A 15621-nucleotide genomic window follows, 5' to 3' on the forward strand; every position below is an offset into this window, starting at 1 on the left:
CCTGATATTCATTTCATGAAAAAACACATCTTGCAGGCCGTTGCGGCCGCAGCGTTGATCGGTGCCATTCCGGTGGCGGCTCTGGCGCAGAACGCAGCCATCGTGAACGGCAAGCCGGTGCCCAAGGCCCGCATGGAAGTTCTGGCGCAGCAGCTGGCCGCCGCAGGCCGCCCGGTGACGCCCGAGATGCAGAGCCAGCTGCGTGAGGAAATCGTGGCGCGCGAAGTGTTCATGCAGGAAGCCCAGAAGCAAGGCCTGGACGCCAGCGAGGATTACAAGAACCAGCTCGAACTCGCCCGCCAGGCCATCCTGATCCGCGCACTGTTCGAGAACTACCGCAAGACCAACCCCATCTCGGACGCCGACGTGAAGGCCGAGTACGACAAGTTCGTTGCTGCCAACGGCGGCAAGGAATACAAGGCGCGCCATATCCTGGTCGAGACCGAAGACCAGGCCAAGAAGATCATGGCCGACCTGAAGAAGGGTGCCAAGTTCGAAGACATCGCCAAGAAGCAGAGCAAGGACCCGGGCTCGGGCGCCAACGGCGGCGACCTCGACTGGGCCAACCCCGCGGGCTTCGTGCCCGAGTTCTCGGAAGCGATGATCAAGCTCAAGAAGGGCGAGACCACCCCCGCTCCAATCAAGACCCAGTTCGGCTGGCACATCATCCGCGTCGACGACATCCGCCAGGCCCAGCTGCCGAAGCTGGAAGAAGTGAAGCCGCAGATCACGCAGCAGCTGCAGCAGCAGCGCCTGCAGAAGTATCAGGAAGAATTGCGCGCGAAGGCAAAGGTGGAATAGGGCACACTCACAGGCTTCGCGCACTTCGCGTCGCTACGCCACCCTTTGCAGGGGGCAACATCTGCGGCCCGGCGAAGCCGGTTCCGCGGTGTTCTGGAAATAAAAAAAGCGGCCCCGTGGGCCGCTTTTTTGTTGCCCGCCGAACGGGCTTGCTGCGTCGATCAGCCGACCCACTTGCGCGCATTGCGCCAGATCTGCATCCACGGGCTCAGCTCGCTGCGGTCGCCCGGCGTCCAGCTCATCTGGATGTTGCGGAACACGCGTTCCGGATGCGGCATCACGGCGGTGAAGCGGCCGTCCGGCGTGGTCACGGAGGTCAGGCCGCCCGCGCTGCCGTTCGGGTTGAACGGGTACTGCTCGGTCGGTTGGCCGTGGTTGTCCACGAAACGCATCGCGCCGATGGCCTTGGCGGCGTCGCCGCGGTGCTTGAAGTTGGCATAGCCCTCGCCGTGCGCGACCGCGATCGGCAGGCGGCTGCCGGCCATGCCCTGGAAGAAGATGCTCGGCGATTCGAGCACCTCGACCATCGACAGGCGGGCCTCGAAGCGCTCGCTCTGGTTGGTGGTGAAGCGCGGCCAGGCTTCGGCACCCGGAATGATGTCGGCCAGCTCGGCGAACATCTGGCAGCCGTTGCACACGCCGAGCCCGAAGGTGTCGGCGCGGCCGAAGAAGGTCTTGAACTGCTCGGCCAGCTTCGGGTTGAAGGTGATGCTGCGCGCCCAGCCGATGCCGGCACCCAGCGTGTCGCCATAACTGAAGCCGCCGCAGGCGACCACGCCCTTGAAATTGGCGAGGTCCGCCCTGCCCGTCTGCAGGTCGGTCATGTGGACGTCGAAGGCCTCGAAGCCGGCTTCGGTGAAGGCGTAGGCCATCTCGACATGCGAGTTGACGCCTTGTTCGCGGAGGATGGCGACCTTGGGGCGCGATTGCAGGATGGCCGGCGCCGCGGGCTGCGCATTCGGCAGAAACACATGCATGCCGGGGTCCGAAGGCACGCCTGCCGCGGCATGCTCGGCATCGGCGCAGGCGGGGTTGTCGCGCTCGCGGGCGATCTTCCAGCTGACTGAGTCCCATACCTGGTGCAGGTCGTGCAGGCTCGCACTGAACACCGACTTGGCATCGCGCCAGACTTCGAGCTTGCCCTTCCCGGCATCCATCGTGGAACTCGCAGGCCGGGTCTTGCCGACGAAGTGGCTGTGAGCGCTCAGGCCGTGCGCGCGCAGCACCTGCATCACGTCGTTGCGCTCGGCCGTGCGCACCTGCAGCACCATGCCCAGCTCTTCGTTGAACAGCGCCTTGAGCGTGAGCTCTTCGCGCCGCGCGCTGACCTGCTGCGCCCAGTTCTTGGCGTCGCCGGTTTCCATGCGGCTGTCGGAAATGCCATCGCCTTCGGTGACCAGCATGTCGACGTTCAGCGCCACGCCGACGTGGCCGGCAAAGGCCATTTCGCAAGCGGTGGCGAACAGGCCACCGTCGCTGCGGTCGTGCATCGCGAGGATCTTTCCCTCGGCGCGCAGCGCGTTCACGGCATCGACCAGCGCGACCAATTGTGCCGGGTCGTCGAGATCGGGCACGGTGTCGCCGCTCTGGTTGAGCGTCTGCGACAGGATGCTGCCGGCCATGCGGTGCTGGCCGCGGCCCAGGTCGATCAGCACCAGCGTGGTGTCGGCTTCTTCGGCGTCGAGCTGCGGCGTGAGCGTGCCGCGCACATCGGCCAGCGAGGCGAAGGCGGTGACGATCAGGCTCACGGGCGAGGTGACCTTCCTGGCTTCGCCGTTGTCCTTCCACTGCGTGCGCATCGACAGCGAATCCTTGCCGACCGGGATCGACACGCCCAGCGCCGGGCACAGTTCCAGACCCACGGCCTTGACGGTCTCGTACAGCGCAGCGTCTTCGCCGGGTTCGCCGCAGGCGGCCATCCAGTTGGCCGAGAGCTTGACGCGCGAGAGCTCGACGGGCGCAGCCAGCAGGTTGGTGATGGCCTCGGCCACGGCCATGCGTCCCGAAGCCGGCGCGTCGAGCGCGGCCAGCGGCGTGCGCTCGCCCATGCTCATCGCTTCGCCGGCAAAGCCCTTGTAGTCGGCCAGCGTCACGGCGCAGTCGGCCACAGGCACCTGCCACGGGCCGACCATCTGGTCGCGGTGGCTCATGCCGCCCACGGTGCGGTCGCCGATGGTGATCAGGAAGCGCTTGGAGGCGACGGTCGGGTGCGAGAGCACGTCGATGGCGGCCTTCTGCAGGTCGACGCCCGTGAGGTCGAGCGGCTTGAACGTGCGCGCCACGCTCTTCACGTCGCGGTGCATCTTGGGCGGCTTGCCCAGCAGCACGTCCATCGGCATGTCGACAGGCTGCACCTCGGCGCCTTCGTCGGCCACCAGCAGCTGGCGCGCTTCGGTCGCCACACCGACCACCGAGAACGGACAGCGCTCGCGCTCGCAGAAAGCCTTGAACTGCGCGAGCGATTCCGGCGCGATGGCCAGCACGTAGCGCTCCTGGCTTTCGTTGCACCAGATTTCCTTGGGGGCCATGCCCGACTCTTCGAGCGGCACGGCGCGCAGGTCGAAACGCGCGCCGCGGCCGGCGTCGTTGGTCAGTTCGGGGAAGGCATTGCTCAGGCCGCCCGCGCCCACGTCGTGGATCGCCAGGATCGGGTTGGCCGCGCCCTGTTGCCAGCAGTGGTTGATGACCTCCTGCGCGCGGCGCTCGATCTCGGGGTTGCCACGCTGCACCGAGTCGAAGTCGAGCTCGGCCGCGTTGGCGCCGGTGGCCATCGAGCTGGCGGCGCTGCCGCCCATGCCGATGCGCATGCCGGGGCCGCCGAGCTGGATCAGCAGCGAGCCGGCGGGGAACTGGATCTTCTTCGTCTGGGTGGCGTCGATGCTGCCGAGGCCGCCCGCGATCATGATGGGCTTGTGGTAGCCGCGCTGCACGGTATCAAGGTCGCTCGCCACGGCCTGCTCGTATTCCCGGAAGTAGCCCAGCAGGTTGGGCCGGCCGAATTCGTTGTTGAACGCGGCGCCCCCCAGCGGGCCCTCGGTCATGATCTGCAGCGGGCTCGCGATGTGTTCGGGCTTGCCGTAGTGGCCCTCTTCCGGCCAGAGCTTGGACACAGTGAAGCCGGTCAGGCCCGCCTTGGGCTTGGAGCCGCGGCCGGTGGCACCTTCGTCGCGGATCTCGCCGCCCGCGCCGGTCGAGGCGCCCGGGAACGGGGAAATCGCGGTCGGGTGGTTGTGCGTCTCGACCTTCATCAGCACGTGGTTCAGGGCGCTATCTTTTTGATAGCTCTGCGAACCGTGTGCCGGAATGAAGCGCTCGATGGTCGCGCCTTCCATCACCGAGGCGTTGTCGGCATAGGCGACGACCGTGTGCTGCGGGTTCTGCTTCTCGGTGTGGCGAATCATCGAGAACAGGCTCTGGGGCTGGGCCTTGCCGTCGATGGTGAACTGGGCGTTGAAGATCTTGTGGCGGCAGTGCTCGCTGTTGGCCTGCGCGAACATCATCAGTTCGACGTCGCTGGGGTTGCGCCCGAGGCGAGTGAAGGCGTCAACGAGGTAGTCGATCTCGTCCTCGGCCAGCGCCAGGCCGAAACCGGTGTTGGCCGCTACCAGCGCGTCGCGACCGCCGCTCTGCACGTCGACCTGCGCCATCGGCTGGGCCGGCAGCTCGCTGAACAGACTGGCCGCCTGCTCGACGGTGGCCAGCACCGATTCGGTCATGCGGTCGTGCAGCGGGCCGGCGACCGCGGCGAGCGTGTCGCCCTCGATCACGGGCGCCTTGCCGATCAACGGGGCCTTGAGCTTCAGGTGGTACTGCGTGACGCGCTCGACCCGGCGCAATGCCAGGCCGCAGTTGTGGGCGATGTCGGTGGCCTTGGAAGCCCAGGGCGACACGGTGCCCAGGCGCGGCGTGACCACCACCGAGGTGCCCGCCTTGGCCGGCGCCTCGAAGGGCTCACCGTAGGCCAGCAGCGCGGCAAAGCGCTCGCGGCCGGCCGCATCCAGCGCCGCATCGGTGACCACGAGGTGCACGAAACGGGCGGAAATGCCCTCGATGCGCGGCTCGATGGCCTGCAGCTTCGGCAGCAGCTGCCGCGCGCGGAAGTCGCTGAGCGCGCTGCCGCCCTCGAACATGGTTACGACAGGAAGGGCTTGAGGTGCGGGCTGCGTCACGGTCGATGGGGGCCTCGGGGGCCGCGTTGGAATTCAAGGAATCGAGGCGGATGGCCGCTGACTGGGGTCATCCGCGTTAACCCGGAATTTTAGCTTGGTGAATGGGATAATTCGGGCATGAGCATTAACTACAAAGACGCTGCGGGCATCGAAGCCATGCGGGTCGCCTGCCGCCTTGGCTCCGAGGTGCTGGACTACCTCACCCCCTTCATCAAGCCCGGCATCACAACGAACGATGTCGACCGGCTGGCCGCCGAGTACATGGTCAAGCAGGGCACCACCTCCGCCACGGTGGGCTACATGGGCGCGAGCAGCGTCCCGTTCCCGAAGTCGCTCTGCACCTCGGTGAACCACGTGGTCTGCCACGGCATTCCCAATGACAAGCCCCTGAAGAAGGGCGACATCATGAACGTCGACGTGACCGTCATCAAGGATGGCTGGTTCGGCGACAACAGCCGCATGTTCGTGATCGGCGACGCCTCCATCGCCGCCAAGCGCCTGTGCAGCATCACCTACGAAGCCATGTGGCACGGCATCCTGCAGGTGCGCCCCGGCGCGCATCTGGGCGACGTGGGCCACGCGATCCAGAAGTTCGCCGAAGGCCAGGGCTTCTCGATCGTGCGCGAGTTCTGCGGCCACGGCGTGGGCCAGCGCTTCCATGAAGAGCCCCAGGTGCTGCACTACGGCCGCCCGGGCACCATGGAAGAACTCAAGCCCGGCATGATCTTCACCATCGAGCCGATGATCAACGCCGGCAAGCGCGACGTGAAGGAAGACTTCAAGGGCGGCCAATACGACGGCTGGACCATCGTCACGCGCGACCATTCGCTGTCGGCCCAGTGGGAGCACACGGTGCTCGTCACCGAGACCGGCTACGAGGTGTTGACGTTGTCCGCGGGCAGCCCGCCGCCGCCCTCCTTCGTCACCTCGACCAAAACCTGACGCGCACACGCGCTCCCCGGCCGTGATCGAAGCAGCCAAGATCGACGTAGCGACGCTGCGCGAAGCCTATCGCGCCAAGAAGCTCGCCCTGTTCGACACCCTGCGCTTTGCGCGCGCACCGACCCGCAGCGTGCACGCGGTGCTGCGCCAGCTCTCGGCGCTGGCCGACGAAACGCTCTGCACCCTGTGGCGCGAGGCCGGCTTCGGCGACTCGCTCACGCTGGCTGCCGTGGGCGGTTTCGGGCGCGGCGAGCTGTTTCCGTATTCCGACGTCGACGTGCTCCTGCTGCTGCCGCCCGAGGGCCACGAGAGCGAAATCGACCCGGCCCGCATCGAGGCCTTCATCGGCCATTGCTGGGACGCGGGCCTCGAGATCGGCTCCAGCGTGCGCACGGTCGAGGAATGCCTGGCCGAGGCCGAGAAGGACGTCACCGTTCAGACCTCGCTGCTCGAAGCACGCCTGATCGTGGGCGACAAGAAGCTCTTCACCGCCTTCCGCCGCCGCTTCACCCGCGCCATCGACCCGCAGGCCTTCTTCGTGGCCAAGTCGCAGGAAATGCGGCATCGCCACCAGAAGTTCGACAACACGCCCTACGCGCTGGAGCCCAACTGCAAGGAATCGCCGGGTGGCCTGCGCGACCTGCAGACCATCCTCTGGATGACCAAGGCCGCCGGCTACGGCGGCCGCTGGGACGACCTCGCCAAGAACGGCCTGGCCACCCCGTTCGAGGCGCAGCAGATCAAGCGCAACGAGGCGCTGCTCTCGTTGATCCGCGCCCGGCTGCACGTGATTGCCAATCGGCGCGAAGATCGGCTGGTGTTCGACCTGCAGACGGCCGTGGCGGCAAGCTTCGGCTACGAAGGCGAGTCGCAGCGCAAGTCGAGCGAGGCCTTGATGCGGCGCTACTACTGGGCGGCCAAGGCGGTGTCGCAGCTCAACCAGATCCTGCTGCTCAACATTGCCGAGCGCCTGCAGCCCATCGACGAGCAGCACACACCGATCAACGAGCGCTTCTACGAACGTGCCGGCCTGATCGAGATCGCCAGCGACGACCTCTACGAGCGCGAGCCGCATGCGGTGCTCGAAACCTTCCTGCTGTACCAGAAGACCATCGGCGTGCAGGGCCTGTCGGCGCGCACGCTGCGCGCGCTCTACAACGCGCGCCACGTCATGGACAGCAAGTTCCGCAACGACCCGGTCAACCACGACACGTTCATGCGGATCTTGATGCAGCCCTACGGCATCACGCATGCGTTCCGGCTGATGAACCAGACCTCGGTGCTGGGGCGCTACCTGCGAGTGTTCCGCAGCATCGTGGGGCAGATGCAGCACGACCTGTTCCACGTCTACACGGTGGACCAGCACATCCTGATGGTGCTGCGCAACGTGCGGCGCTTCTTTATCGCCGAGCACGCGCACGAATACCCGTTCTGCTCGCAGCTGGCGGCCGGATGGGACAAGCCCTGGATCCTGTACGTGGCCGCCCTGTTCCACGACATCGCCAAGGGCCGCGGCGGCGATCACTCCACACTCGGCGCGCGCGACGTTCAGCGTTTCTGCAAGCAGCACGGCATCGCCCGCGAAGATTCCAGGCTCATCGAGTTTCTGGTGGCCGAGCACCTGGTGATGAGCCAGGTCGCGCAGAAGCAGGACCTGAGCGACCCCGAGGTGATCGGCGCTTTCGCCAAGCGAGTAGGCAACGAGCGCTACCTGACGGCGCTCTACCTGCTGACCGTCGCCGACATCCGCGGCACCTCCCCGCGCGTGTGGAATGCCTGGAAAGGCAAGCTGCTCGAAGACCTGTACCGCTACACGCTGCGCGCACTGGGCGGACGCATGCCCGATCCGGATGCCGAGGTCGAGTCGCGCAAGCGCGAGGCGCTCGTGCAACTGGCCCTGCACGCGCAGCGCTTCGAGGCGCACAAGGCGCTGTGGGACACGCTCGACGTGGGCTACTTCATGCGCCACGACGCCACCGAGATCGCCTGGCACGCCAAGCAGCTCTCGCGCTTCGTGCCGCCCAGTAACGTGCCGGTCGACCCGAAGGCGCCGCCTGTGGTGCGCGCGCACCTGTCGCCGGTGGGCGAAGGCCTGCAGGTGGTGGTCTACACGCCCGACCAGCCCGACCTGTTCGCGCGCATCTGCGGCTACTTCGACCAGGCGTCCTTCAGCATCCTCGACGCCAAGGTGCACACCGCGAGCAACGGCTACGCGCTCGATACCTTCCAGGTGGTGACCACCTTCGTGCCGGACCACTACCGCGACCTGATCAGCATGGTCGAGTCGGGCCTGGCGCAGACGCTCACCGAGGCCGGTGCCCTGCCCCCACCCAGCATGGGCCGGGTCTCGCGCCGGGTGCGCAGCTTTCCGATCAAGCCGCGCATCAGCCTGCTGCCGGACGACAAGGCGCAGCGCTGGCTGCTCAACATCTCGGCCAGCGACCGTGCCGGCCTGCTGTACTCGGTGGCCCGGGTGCTGGCGCGCCATCACCTGAACCTGCAGCTCGCCAAGGTCACGACGCTGGGCGAGCGGGTGGAAGACACCTTCCTGATCAGCGGCCCCGAACTCCAGGGCCAAAAAACGCAACTGGCCATCGAAACCGAGCTGATGGAAGCTCTGGCCTCTTGAAATTGCCCTCCCGAACGCAACCGATGCCATCAGAATGTCGGCCATGGAATCCTTGATCGAACAGCTATCCGACTCCGTCTCCTCGGCCAAGACGCTGGAAGACCTCGTACGCCCGATGCTCGAAATGCTCGAGGCGGCGACGGGCCTGGAGTCGGCTTACCTCACGACCATCGACCTCGACAAGGGCCGACAGCACATCTTGTTCGCCCACAACGCCGGTGAATTGTCCCTGCCCGAGGGTGCGCCGGTGCCTTGGGCCGACACGCTCTGCCGGCATGCCATGGAGGAAGGCCGCATCTACACGGACGACGCCGGCGGCTGCTGGGGCGATGCCGACGCCGCCCGCCGGCTCGGCATCCAGACCTGTGTGAGCGCACCGGTGACGGCCGGAAGCGGCGACCTCTTCGGTGTCCTGTGCGGTGCCAGCTCACAACAGCTGCCGCTGCCGCCGCATACCGAGCCGGTGCTGCGGCTTTTCGCGCGGCTGATCGGCCAGCAGGTGGAGCGCGAGCTGCTCGTCGCAAAGCTCAAGAAAGCCCAGGCCCAGCTCGCCACCCACGCCGCGACCGACGCCCTCACCGGCCTGCCCAACCGCCGCGCGCTCACCGACGAACTGCAGCGCATGCTGGCGCAGGGCGCGCGCGGCGGGCAGAGCGTGCTGGTCGGCTTCATCGACATGGACAATTTCAAGAAGATCAACGACACGCACGGCCACGAGGTCGGCGACGAGTTCCTGTCGGCCATGGCAAAACAGCTCTCGGCCTCGGTGCGCGCGAGCGACATGCTGGCGCGCTTCGGCTCCGACGAATTCGTGGTGATCGGCCTCGGGCCCGCGCTGGACGAGTCGCCGCGCACGGGCGCGCGGGCCATGGCCGACCGTCTGGCGGAAAACACCATCTTCGAGCTGAAGCTGCGGCACCTGACGATCGACTACGGCGGCGCCAGTGTCGGCGTGGTGGCCGTCGACCCCCGCACCGTCTCTGCCGAGGCCGCCCTGCGCCAAGCCGACACCGCGATGCGCGCCGTCAAGCAAAGCCGCCGGGCCATGGTCCGCGACGCCGTGGTTCCTGCGTCCAGCTGAACGGACGCCGCCGCAGCGCTCAGGCGCCGGGCAGCGCCGCCGCGCGGGTACCCCACAGGGGAGCCCGCTCGTACTGCGCCACCCATTGCACGATGTCCTTGGCCGCCATCGGCATGGCAATGCCGTAGCCCTGGGCGAGCGTGCAGCCCAGGGCGAGCAGCTCTTCGCCCTGCTTCACCGTTTCGACGCCTTCAGCCACCGCCGTGAGTCCGAGCGCGTGGAGCAGCGCGATGATGCCCTGCACGATGGCGTGGTCCTGGCCGTTGTCGAGCATGCCACGCACGAACGACTGGTCGATCTTCACGGTCGACACCGGCAGCTGGCGCAGATAGGTGAGCGAGGAGTAGCCGGTGCCGAAGTCGTCGATGGTCACGCCCACGCCCAGCGTCTTGCAAGCCTCGACGAACAGCGCGACGTTCGCGAACTGGCTGATCGCTGTGGTTTCCAGGATCTCGAGCTCCAGCATGCCCGCACCCAGCTTCGGAAACTGCGACAGGTGCCGCGCGAGCCGTTCGACGAAGTCCCAGCGCATCATGTGGCGCGGTGCCACGTTCACGCTCACCGACATCTGCAGGCCCGCCAGGCGCCACTGGTGCGCCTGCCAAAGGGCCGTGGCGATGGCCCAGTCGCCGACCTGCTCGACCAGCGCGTCGTCTTCGATCAGCGGCACGAACTGGGCCGGCGGCAGCAGGCCGCGCTCGGGGTGCTGCCAGCGCAACAGCGCCTCGACGCCGACCACCACGCCGCGCTGCATGTCGACCTTGGGCTGGTAGACCAGGAAGAACTCGCCCTGCAGCAGGCCTTCCTGGATCCGCTGGCGCTCGCGCACCACCTGCTCGTCGGCGCGCGCTTGCGGCGCGTCGAAGTAATGCACCTTGCCGTCGGCCGCGCGCTTGGCGAAGAAGGCGGCGTGCTGCGCCTGGCGCAGCGCGGTTTCAGGGGGCGGGCCATTGCTGTCGAGCAGCATGGCGCCGATGCTCGCGTCGATGCTGCCCGCCTGGTCATGCCAGCTCCAGGGCTCGGCGAGGGAAGCCTGGATGCGTTCCAGCACCTGGGTGCACTGCGAGGTTCCGAGGCCGGCGAACAGGGCCGCGAACTCGTCGCCGCCCACGCGGGCCATCACGCTCTCGCGCGGCAGCTGAGCCTTGATGCGGCGGGCCACCTCCTTGAGGGCGACATTGCCCGCCACCATGCCAAGGCGGTCATTCAGCAAGGCAAAGCGGTCCAGGTCGATGTAGCAGACGGCAGCCAGGCGCTTGCCTGCACGGGCCCAGTCGTCCATCAACGGGCGCAGCACCTCGTCCGGCGGGAGACGTGCCGACCCGTCGTAGTACGACGGCAAAGAGACTGTGGGTTGCTTGTTCGACAAAAGACTGGGCTCCGGAGGTCGCGGGCTATTGTTCCCCCAATTGGGGCGATTGCGTGCCTATTAGCTAATATTAGTTACATGAGCGCTGCATTCACACAACACCCGGGCCCACGCCGCGTCTCCTAGCCGCAATAGGCCCCCACCACGCGGCCGGTCGGTTCGACCTGCACGTTGAGCCTCGCCGTGTCCTGCATCGGATCGGCTTTTTCCACGGCGGGCACCGTACGTGCCAGGCGGGCGCCGGCGCGCTGGCGCATCTCTTCCAGCAACTGCTGGCTGACGCGCAGGCCCAGGCCAAACCGCACGGCAGCAGCCTGGCAGGTTTCGGGCGGCGTGACGAAGCTCGGGGGTTCGGGGACTTCCGATGTCAGGGGGCGGTCGGCCGGTGGCGCCTGGCAGCCAGCCAGCAAAAGGCCCATGGCCATGGCCGGCAGGCCGATCCAGTGGCGACCGTTGGTGATGCGCATCTGTCTTGCTCCTTCTTCAAACTGCAACCCTGAGCAGGAGCTTATTCAATTCCGAGGCCGATCCCCGGCACGGCTCAAGCCAATGGATCTCGGAGCCTCGACAAAATCGCGCTGCGGCCGTCCGGGGTCGCATTCGAAGCGTATGCTGGAAGCGACGCGCGCAGTTCTGGCCCACCCGCCACACACCATGACACCGCCCCCTGCCACCGTTTTCCTGATCGACGTCGACAACACCCTGCTCGACAACGACGGCATCATCGCCGACCTTCGCACCCATCTCGAACAGACCTTCGGCGCCGAAAGCGCCAGCCGCTACTGGACGGCCTTCGAGCAATTGCGCAACGAGCTCGGCTATGTCGACTACCTCGGCGCCCTGCAGCGCTACCGCGCCGAGGAAAGCAGCCGCGGCATGAGCGATTCGCGGCTGCTGCTGATGTCGGAATTTCTCATCGACTACCCCTTTGCCGACCGGCTCTACCCCGGCGCGCTGGAGACGCTGAAGCACCTGCGCCAGCGCGGGCCCACGGTGATCCTGTCCGACGGCGACGTCGTGTTCCAGCCGCGCAAGGTGCAACGCTCCGGCCTTTGGGACACCACCGAGGGCCGCGTGCTGATCTACGTGCACAAGGAACAGATGCTCGACGCCGTCGAGCAGTGCTACCCCGCGCGGCACTACGTGATGATCGACGACAAGCTGCGCATCCTCTCGGCCATGAAGGCCATCTGGGGATCGCGCCTGACGACGGTCTTCGTGCGGCAGGGGCACTATGCGCTCGACACGCAGGCCAACGCCGCCTATGCGCCCGCCGATATCGCCATCGAGCGCATCGGCGACATCATCAACCTCGACTTTCCACCCGCATGAGCCAAGCAACCAACCCTCTCGCGGGACAGCCCGCCCCCATCGAACTGCTGGTCAACATACCGCGCCTGATCTCCGCCTACTACACCGGACGGCCCAACCCGTCGGTGCCGAGCCAGCGCGTGGCCTTCGGCACCTCGGGGCACCGCGGCTCCTCGTTCGACGATGCGTTCAATGAATGGCACGTGCTGGCGATCAGCCAGGCGATCTGCGACTACCGCAAGCAGAAAGGCATCGACGGGCCGCTGTTCCTCGGGATCGACACGCATGCGCTGTCGACACCGGCCTTCAACAGCGCGGTCGAGGTACTCGCGGCCAACGGGGTCGAGCTGATGATCTCGAAGGACGACGAATACACGCCGACGCCGGCCGTGTCGCACGCGATCCTCGTCTACAACCGCGGGCGCAGCAGCAGCGCTGGGGGGCTCGCCGACGGCATCGTCATCACCCCCTCGCACAACCCTCCCGAGAGCGGCGGCTTCAAGTACAACCCGCCGAACGGTGGACCGGCAGGCACCGACATCACCTCGGCCGTCGAGACGGCCGCCAACAGGATGCTGGCCAACGGGCTCGAAGGCGTGAAGCGCATGCCGCTCGCGCAGGCGCTGCGCGCATCGACCACGCACCGGCACGACTATCTGAACACCTACGTCGAAGACCTGGCGCAGGTGCTCGACATGGACGCGATCCGCGACGTGAACCTCAACCTGGGTGTCGACCCGCTGGGCGGCGCGGGCGTGCGCTACTGGCCCGCGATTGCCGAGCGCTACAAGCTCACGCGCCTGAACGTGCTGAGCCAGGAAGTCGACCCGACCTTCCGCTTCATGTCGCTCGACTGGGACGGCCGCATCCGCATGGACCCATCGTCGCCCGACGCCATGCACAAGCTGATCGAATTGAAGGACCGCTTCGGCATCGCCTTCGCCTGCGACACCGACCACGACCGCCACGGCATCGTCTCGGGCAGCACCGGGTTGATGCAACCCAACAGCTACCTCGCGGTGATGATCGACTACCTCTACACGCACCGCCCGCATTGGCCGGCGCAGGCGGCCGTCGGCAAGACGGTGGTGAGCAGCCAGATGATCGACCGCGTCACCGCACGGCTCGGCCGCAGGCTGTACGAGGTGCCGGTGGGCTTCAAGTGGTTCGTAGAAGGGCTGGTCGATGCCTCGCTGGCCTTCGGCGGCGAGGAAAGCGCGGGCGCGACCTTTCTGCGCAAGGACGGCTCGGTGTGGACCACCGACAAGGACGGCCTCGTGCCCGCCCTGCTCTCGGCCGAGATCGCCGCGCGCACCGGGCGCGACCCCGGCGAGCGCTACACCGAGCTGACGCAGGCGCTGGGCCAGCCGGTGTCAGACCGCGTGGATGCGGCCGCCACCGTCGAGCAGAAGAAGCGGCTGTCCAGCCTCTCGCCGGAACAGATCCGCTCGACCGAGCTGGCGGGCGACAAGATCGTCAATGTGCTGAGCCATGCGCCGGGCAACGGCGCGGCCATCGGCGGCGTAAAGGTCGTGACCGACAACGGCTGGTTCGCCGCGCGGCCATCGGGCACCGAGAACATCTACAAGATCTACGGCGAGAGCTTCAAGGGCAAGGACCACCTCGCGCGCATTCTTGAAGAAGCGCAGCACGTGGTGGACGGGGCGCTCTCTGCGCCCTGAAGGAATGCAGGCGCGACGTTCTGCGCGCTTCGCTAGCGGCGTTCGTGGCTCAACCTTCCAGCAGTTCCACGCACAGCGCCGCCACCACGCCTGCCACCTCGGAACGCGCCTGCAACGCATGCACGGCAAGGTCCAGCGTGCCCTGCGCTACCGGCCCCGTCAGCACCAAGACCTGGGGGCCGATGCCGGGGCGTTCGGCCGCCAGCGCGACCTGGCGCACCGGCACCTTCTGCTCTGCGAGGCAGGCCGTGACCGCCTGGATCTGGCTGACCGCGCGCACCGGCACCCGCAGGTAGTGCGAGGTGTGCACGGCGGCACGCGGCAACACCGCCAACGCGTTCGTCGCGTGCTCATGCACGCCGAGGTGCGGCACGTGCTGCGCGGCATTCACGCCGTCGAGCCGCGCCACGTCCACGAGATCGGCGATCACCGCCGAGGCCGTCTGCTCCGAGCCGGCACCCGCACCGTAGTACATCGTCAGGCCCGCCGCATCGCTCTTGACCATGACGGCGTTCATCGAACCGTTCACCTGTGCCATCAGATGCGTGGCGGGCACGAGTGCGGGCTGCACGCGCAGTTCGACACCCGACGCCTGCCGGCGTGCCACGCCCAGCAGCTTGATGCGGTAACCCAGCTGCTCGGCGCAGGCCACGTCCAGCCCTTGCAGGGCGGTGATGCCCTCCACTTGCACATCGGCGAAGCGCAGCGGCATGCCGAAGGCGTTGGCGGCCAGCAAAGACAGCTTGTGCGCGGCGTCGATGCCTTCGATGTCGAAGCTCGGATCGGCCTCCGCATAGCCCAGCGCCTGGGCCTGCGCGAGCGCGGCGGCGAAGTCGAGGCCTTCATCGCGCATCTTGCTCAGGATGAAATTGGTGGTGCCATTGATGATGCCGGCCACCCACTCGATGCGGTTGGCCGCCAGGCCTTCGCGCAGCGCCTTGACGATGGGAATGCTCACGGCCACCGCCCCCTCGTAGGCCACGGCCACGCCCTGTTTTCGCGCGGCGGCGAAGATCTCGGCGCCGTGCACCGCGAGCAATGCCTTGTTGGCCGTGACCACGTGCTTGCCATGCGCAATGGCGGCCAGCACCCAGTCGCGTGCGGGCCCGGTGCCGCCGGCCACCTCCACGACCACGTCGACGTCGGGATGCGCGGCGACCTGCATCGGGTCGGCCGTGAGCGCAACGCCCTCTCCCACGATGCCGGCGGCGCGCGCCAGGTTGCGCGCGGCAACGATCACGAGTTCGATAGCCCGGCCGGCCCGCGCCGCAATGTCGGCCTGGTTGCGCACGAGCACGCGGAAGGTGCCCGAGCCCACGGTTCCGATACCGATCATCCCCACGCGCAGGGTACGGTTCAGCGCAGGGCGGCTGTGCAGGGGCTCGAGGGATTCAACGGGATCGCGGTACATGGACATCTCCAGACGAAAAAACAAAACCCAGCTGCCAGAGCTGGGTTCATTCGTTCGGGGAGAGAGCGATACACCAGGTGGCTGCCGGAACGGCCACCTGCGCGTGCTCAGGTGGCCGCGGTGGTAATGGTGGTAATCATTCGAGCAACGACCATCGCCTGCGCGGAGGCAGGCGGCATCATGCGAGCCATCAGGGCTGCGTGGGATGCGGGGTGGAAATCGTGGC

The 15621-nt window shown here is 67.2% G+C and carries 10 protein-coding genes; 6 read left to right on the forward strand and 4 right to left on the reverse strand.

What is annotated here, in order from left to right; all coding sequences use genetic code 11:
• Window positions 1-15 precede the first annotated feature (15 nt).
• Window positions 16-801 carry a peptidylprolyl isomerase gene (locus AC1DFC_RS23960; RefSeq protein ID WP_413313534.1) on the forward strand — a complete coding sequence of 262 codons (786 nt, stop codon included), beginning with the start codon at window positions 16-18 and terminating at the stop codon, window positions 799-801.
• A 161-nt stretch (window positions 802-962) separates the two neighbouring features.
• Here AC1DFC_RS23960 and purL read toward each other — a convergent pair whose 3' ends face one another.
• A complete protein-coding gene (gene purL / locus AC1DFC_RS23965; RefSeq protein ID WP_478180114.1) occupies window positions 963-4931 on the reverse strand; it encodes a phosphoribosylformylglycinamidine synthase in 3969 nt (1322 codons plus the stop codon).
• A gap of 156 nt (window positions 4932-5087) precedes the next feature.
• Here purL and map point away from each other — a divergent pair, with 156 nt between their 5' ends.
• From map to AC1DFC_RS23980, 3 genes are read left to right on the forward strand one after another with little or no spacing between them, the layout of a single operon-like run.
• Window positions 5088-5912, forward strand: coding sequence for a type I methionyl aminopeptidase (gene map / locus AC1DFC_RS23970; protein WP_007837809.1), 825 nt, complete (start codon window positions 5088-5090; stop codon window positions 5910-5912).
• A gap of 22 nt (window positions 5913-5934) precedes the next feature.
• A complete protein-coding gene (locus AC1DFC_RS23975) occupies window positions 5935-8541 on the forward strand; it encodes a [protein-PII] uridylyltransferase (RefSeq protein ID WP_413313539.1) in 2607 nt (868 codons plus the stop codon).
• 43 nt (window positions 8542-8584) lie between these two features.
• Window positions 8585-9622, forward strand: coding sequence for a sensor domain-containing diguanylate cyclase (locus tag AC1DFC_RS23980; RefSeq protein ID WP_413331480.1), 1038 nt, complete (start codon window positions 8585-8587; stop codon window positions 9620-9622).
• 19 nt (window positions 9623-9641) lie between these two features.
• Here the strand turns inward: AC1DFC_RS23980 and AC1DFC_RS23985 are convergent, their stop codons facing one another.
• Both AC1DFC_RS23985 and AC1DFC_RS23990 read right to left on the reverse strand, forming a co-directional pair.
• Window positions 9642-10991: a putative bifunctional diguanylate cyclase/phosphodiesterase gene (locus tag AC1DFC_RS23985; RefSeq protein ID WP_478180115.1), complete on the reverse strand. Its 1350-nt coding sequence runs from the start codon at window positions 10989-10991 to the stop codon at window positions 9642-9644.
• A gap of 122 nt (window positions 10992-11113) precedes the next feature.
• Complete coding sequence (locus AC1DFC_RS23990; protein WP_478180116.1) at window positions 11114-11458, reverse strand: hypothetical protein; 345 nt, start codon at window positions 11456-11458, stop codon at window positions 11114-11116.
• A 187-nt stretch (window positions 11459-11645) separates the two neighbouring features.
• Here AC1DFC_RS23990 and AC1DFC_RS23995 point away from each other — a divergent pair, with 187 nt between their 5' ends.
• Both AC1DFC_RS23995 and pgm read left to right on the forward strand, forming a co-directional pair.
• Window positions 11646-12323: an HAD family hydrolase gene (locus tag AC1DFC_RS23995; RefSeq protein ID WP_478180117.1), complete on the forward strand. Its 678-nt coding sequence runs from the start codon at window positions 11646-11648 to the stop codon at window positions 12321-12323.
• On the forward strand, window positions 12320-13984 hold the full coding sequence (gene pgm / locus AC1DFC_RS24000) for a phosphoglucomutase (alpha-D-glucose-1,6-bisphosphate-dependent) (RefSeq protein WP_478180118.1): 1665 nt from the start codon (window positions 12320-12322) through the stop codon (window positions 13982-13984). The genes AC1DFC_RS23995 and pgm overlap by 4 nt, the downstream gene beginning before the upstream one ends.
• Window positions 13985-14033: 49 nt before the next feature.
• Here the strand turns inward: pgm and AC1DFC_RS24005 are convergent, their stop codons facing one another.
• Window positions 14034-15395 carry a homoserine dehydrogenase gene (locus AC1DFC_RS24005; protein WP_478180119.1) on the reverse strand — a complete coding sequence of 454 codons (1362 nt, stop codon included), beginning with the start codon at window positions 15393-15395 and terminating at the stop codon, window positions 14034-14036.
• Between the last annotated feature and the right edge of the window lie 226 nt (window positions 15396-15621).

Source organism: Variovorax sp. 10L421, from assembly GCF_056395365.1.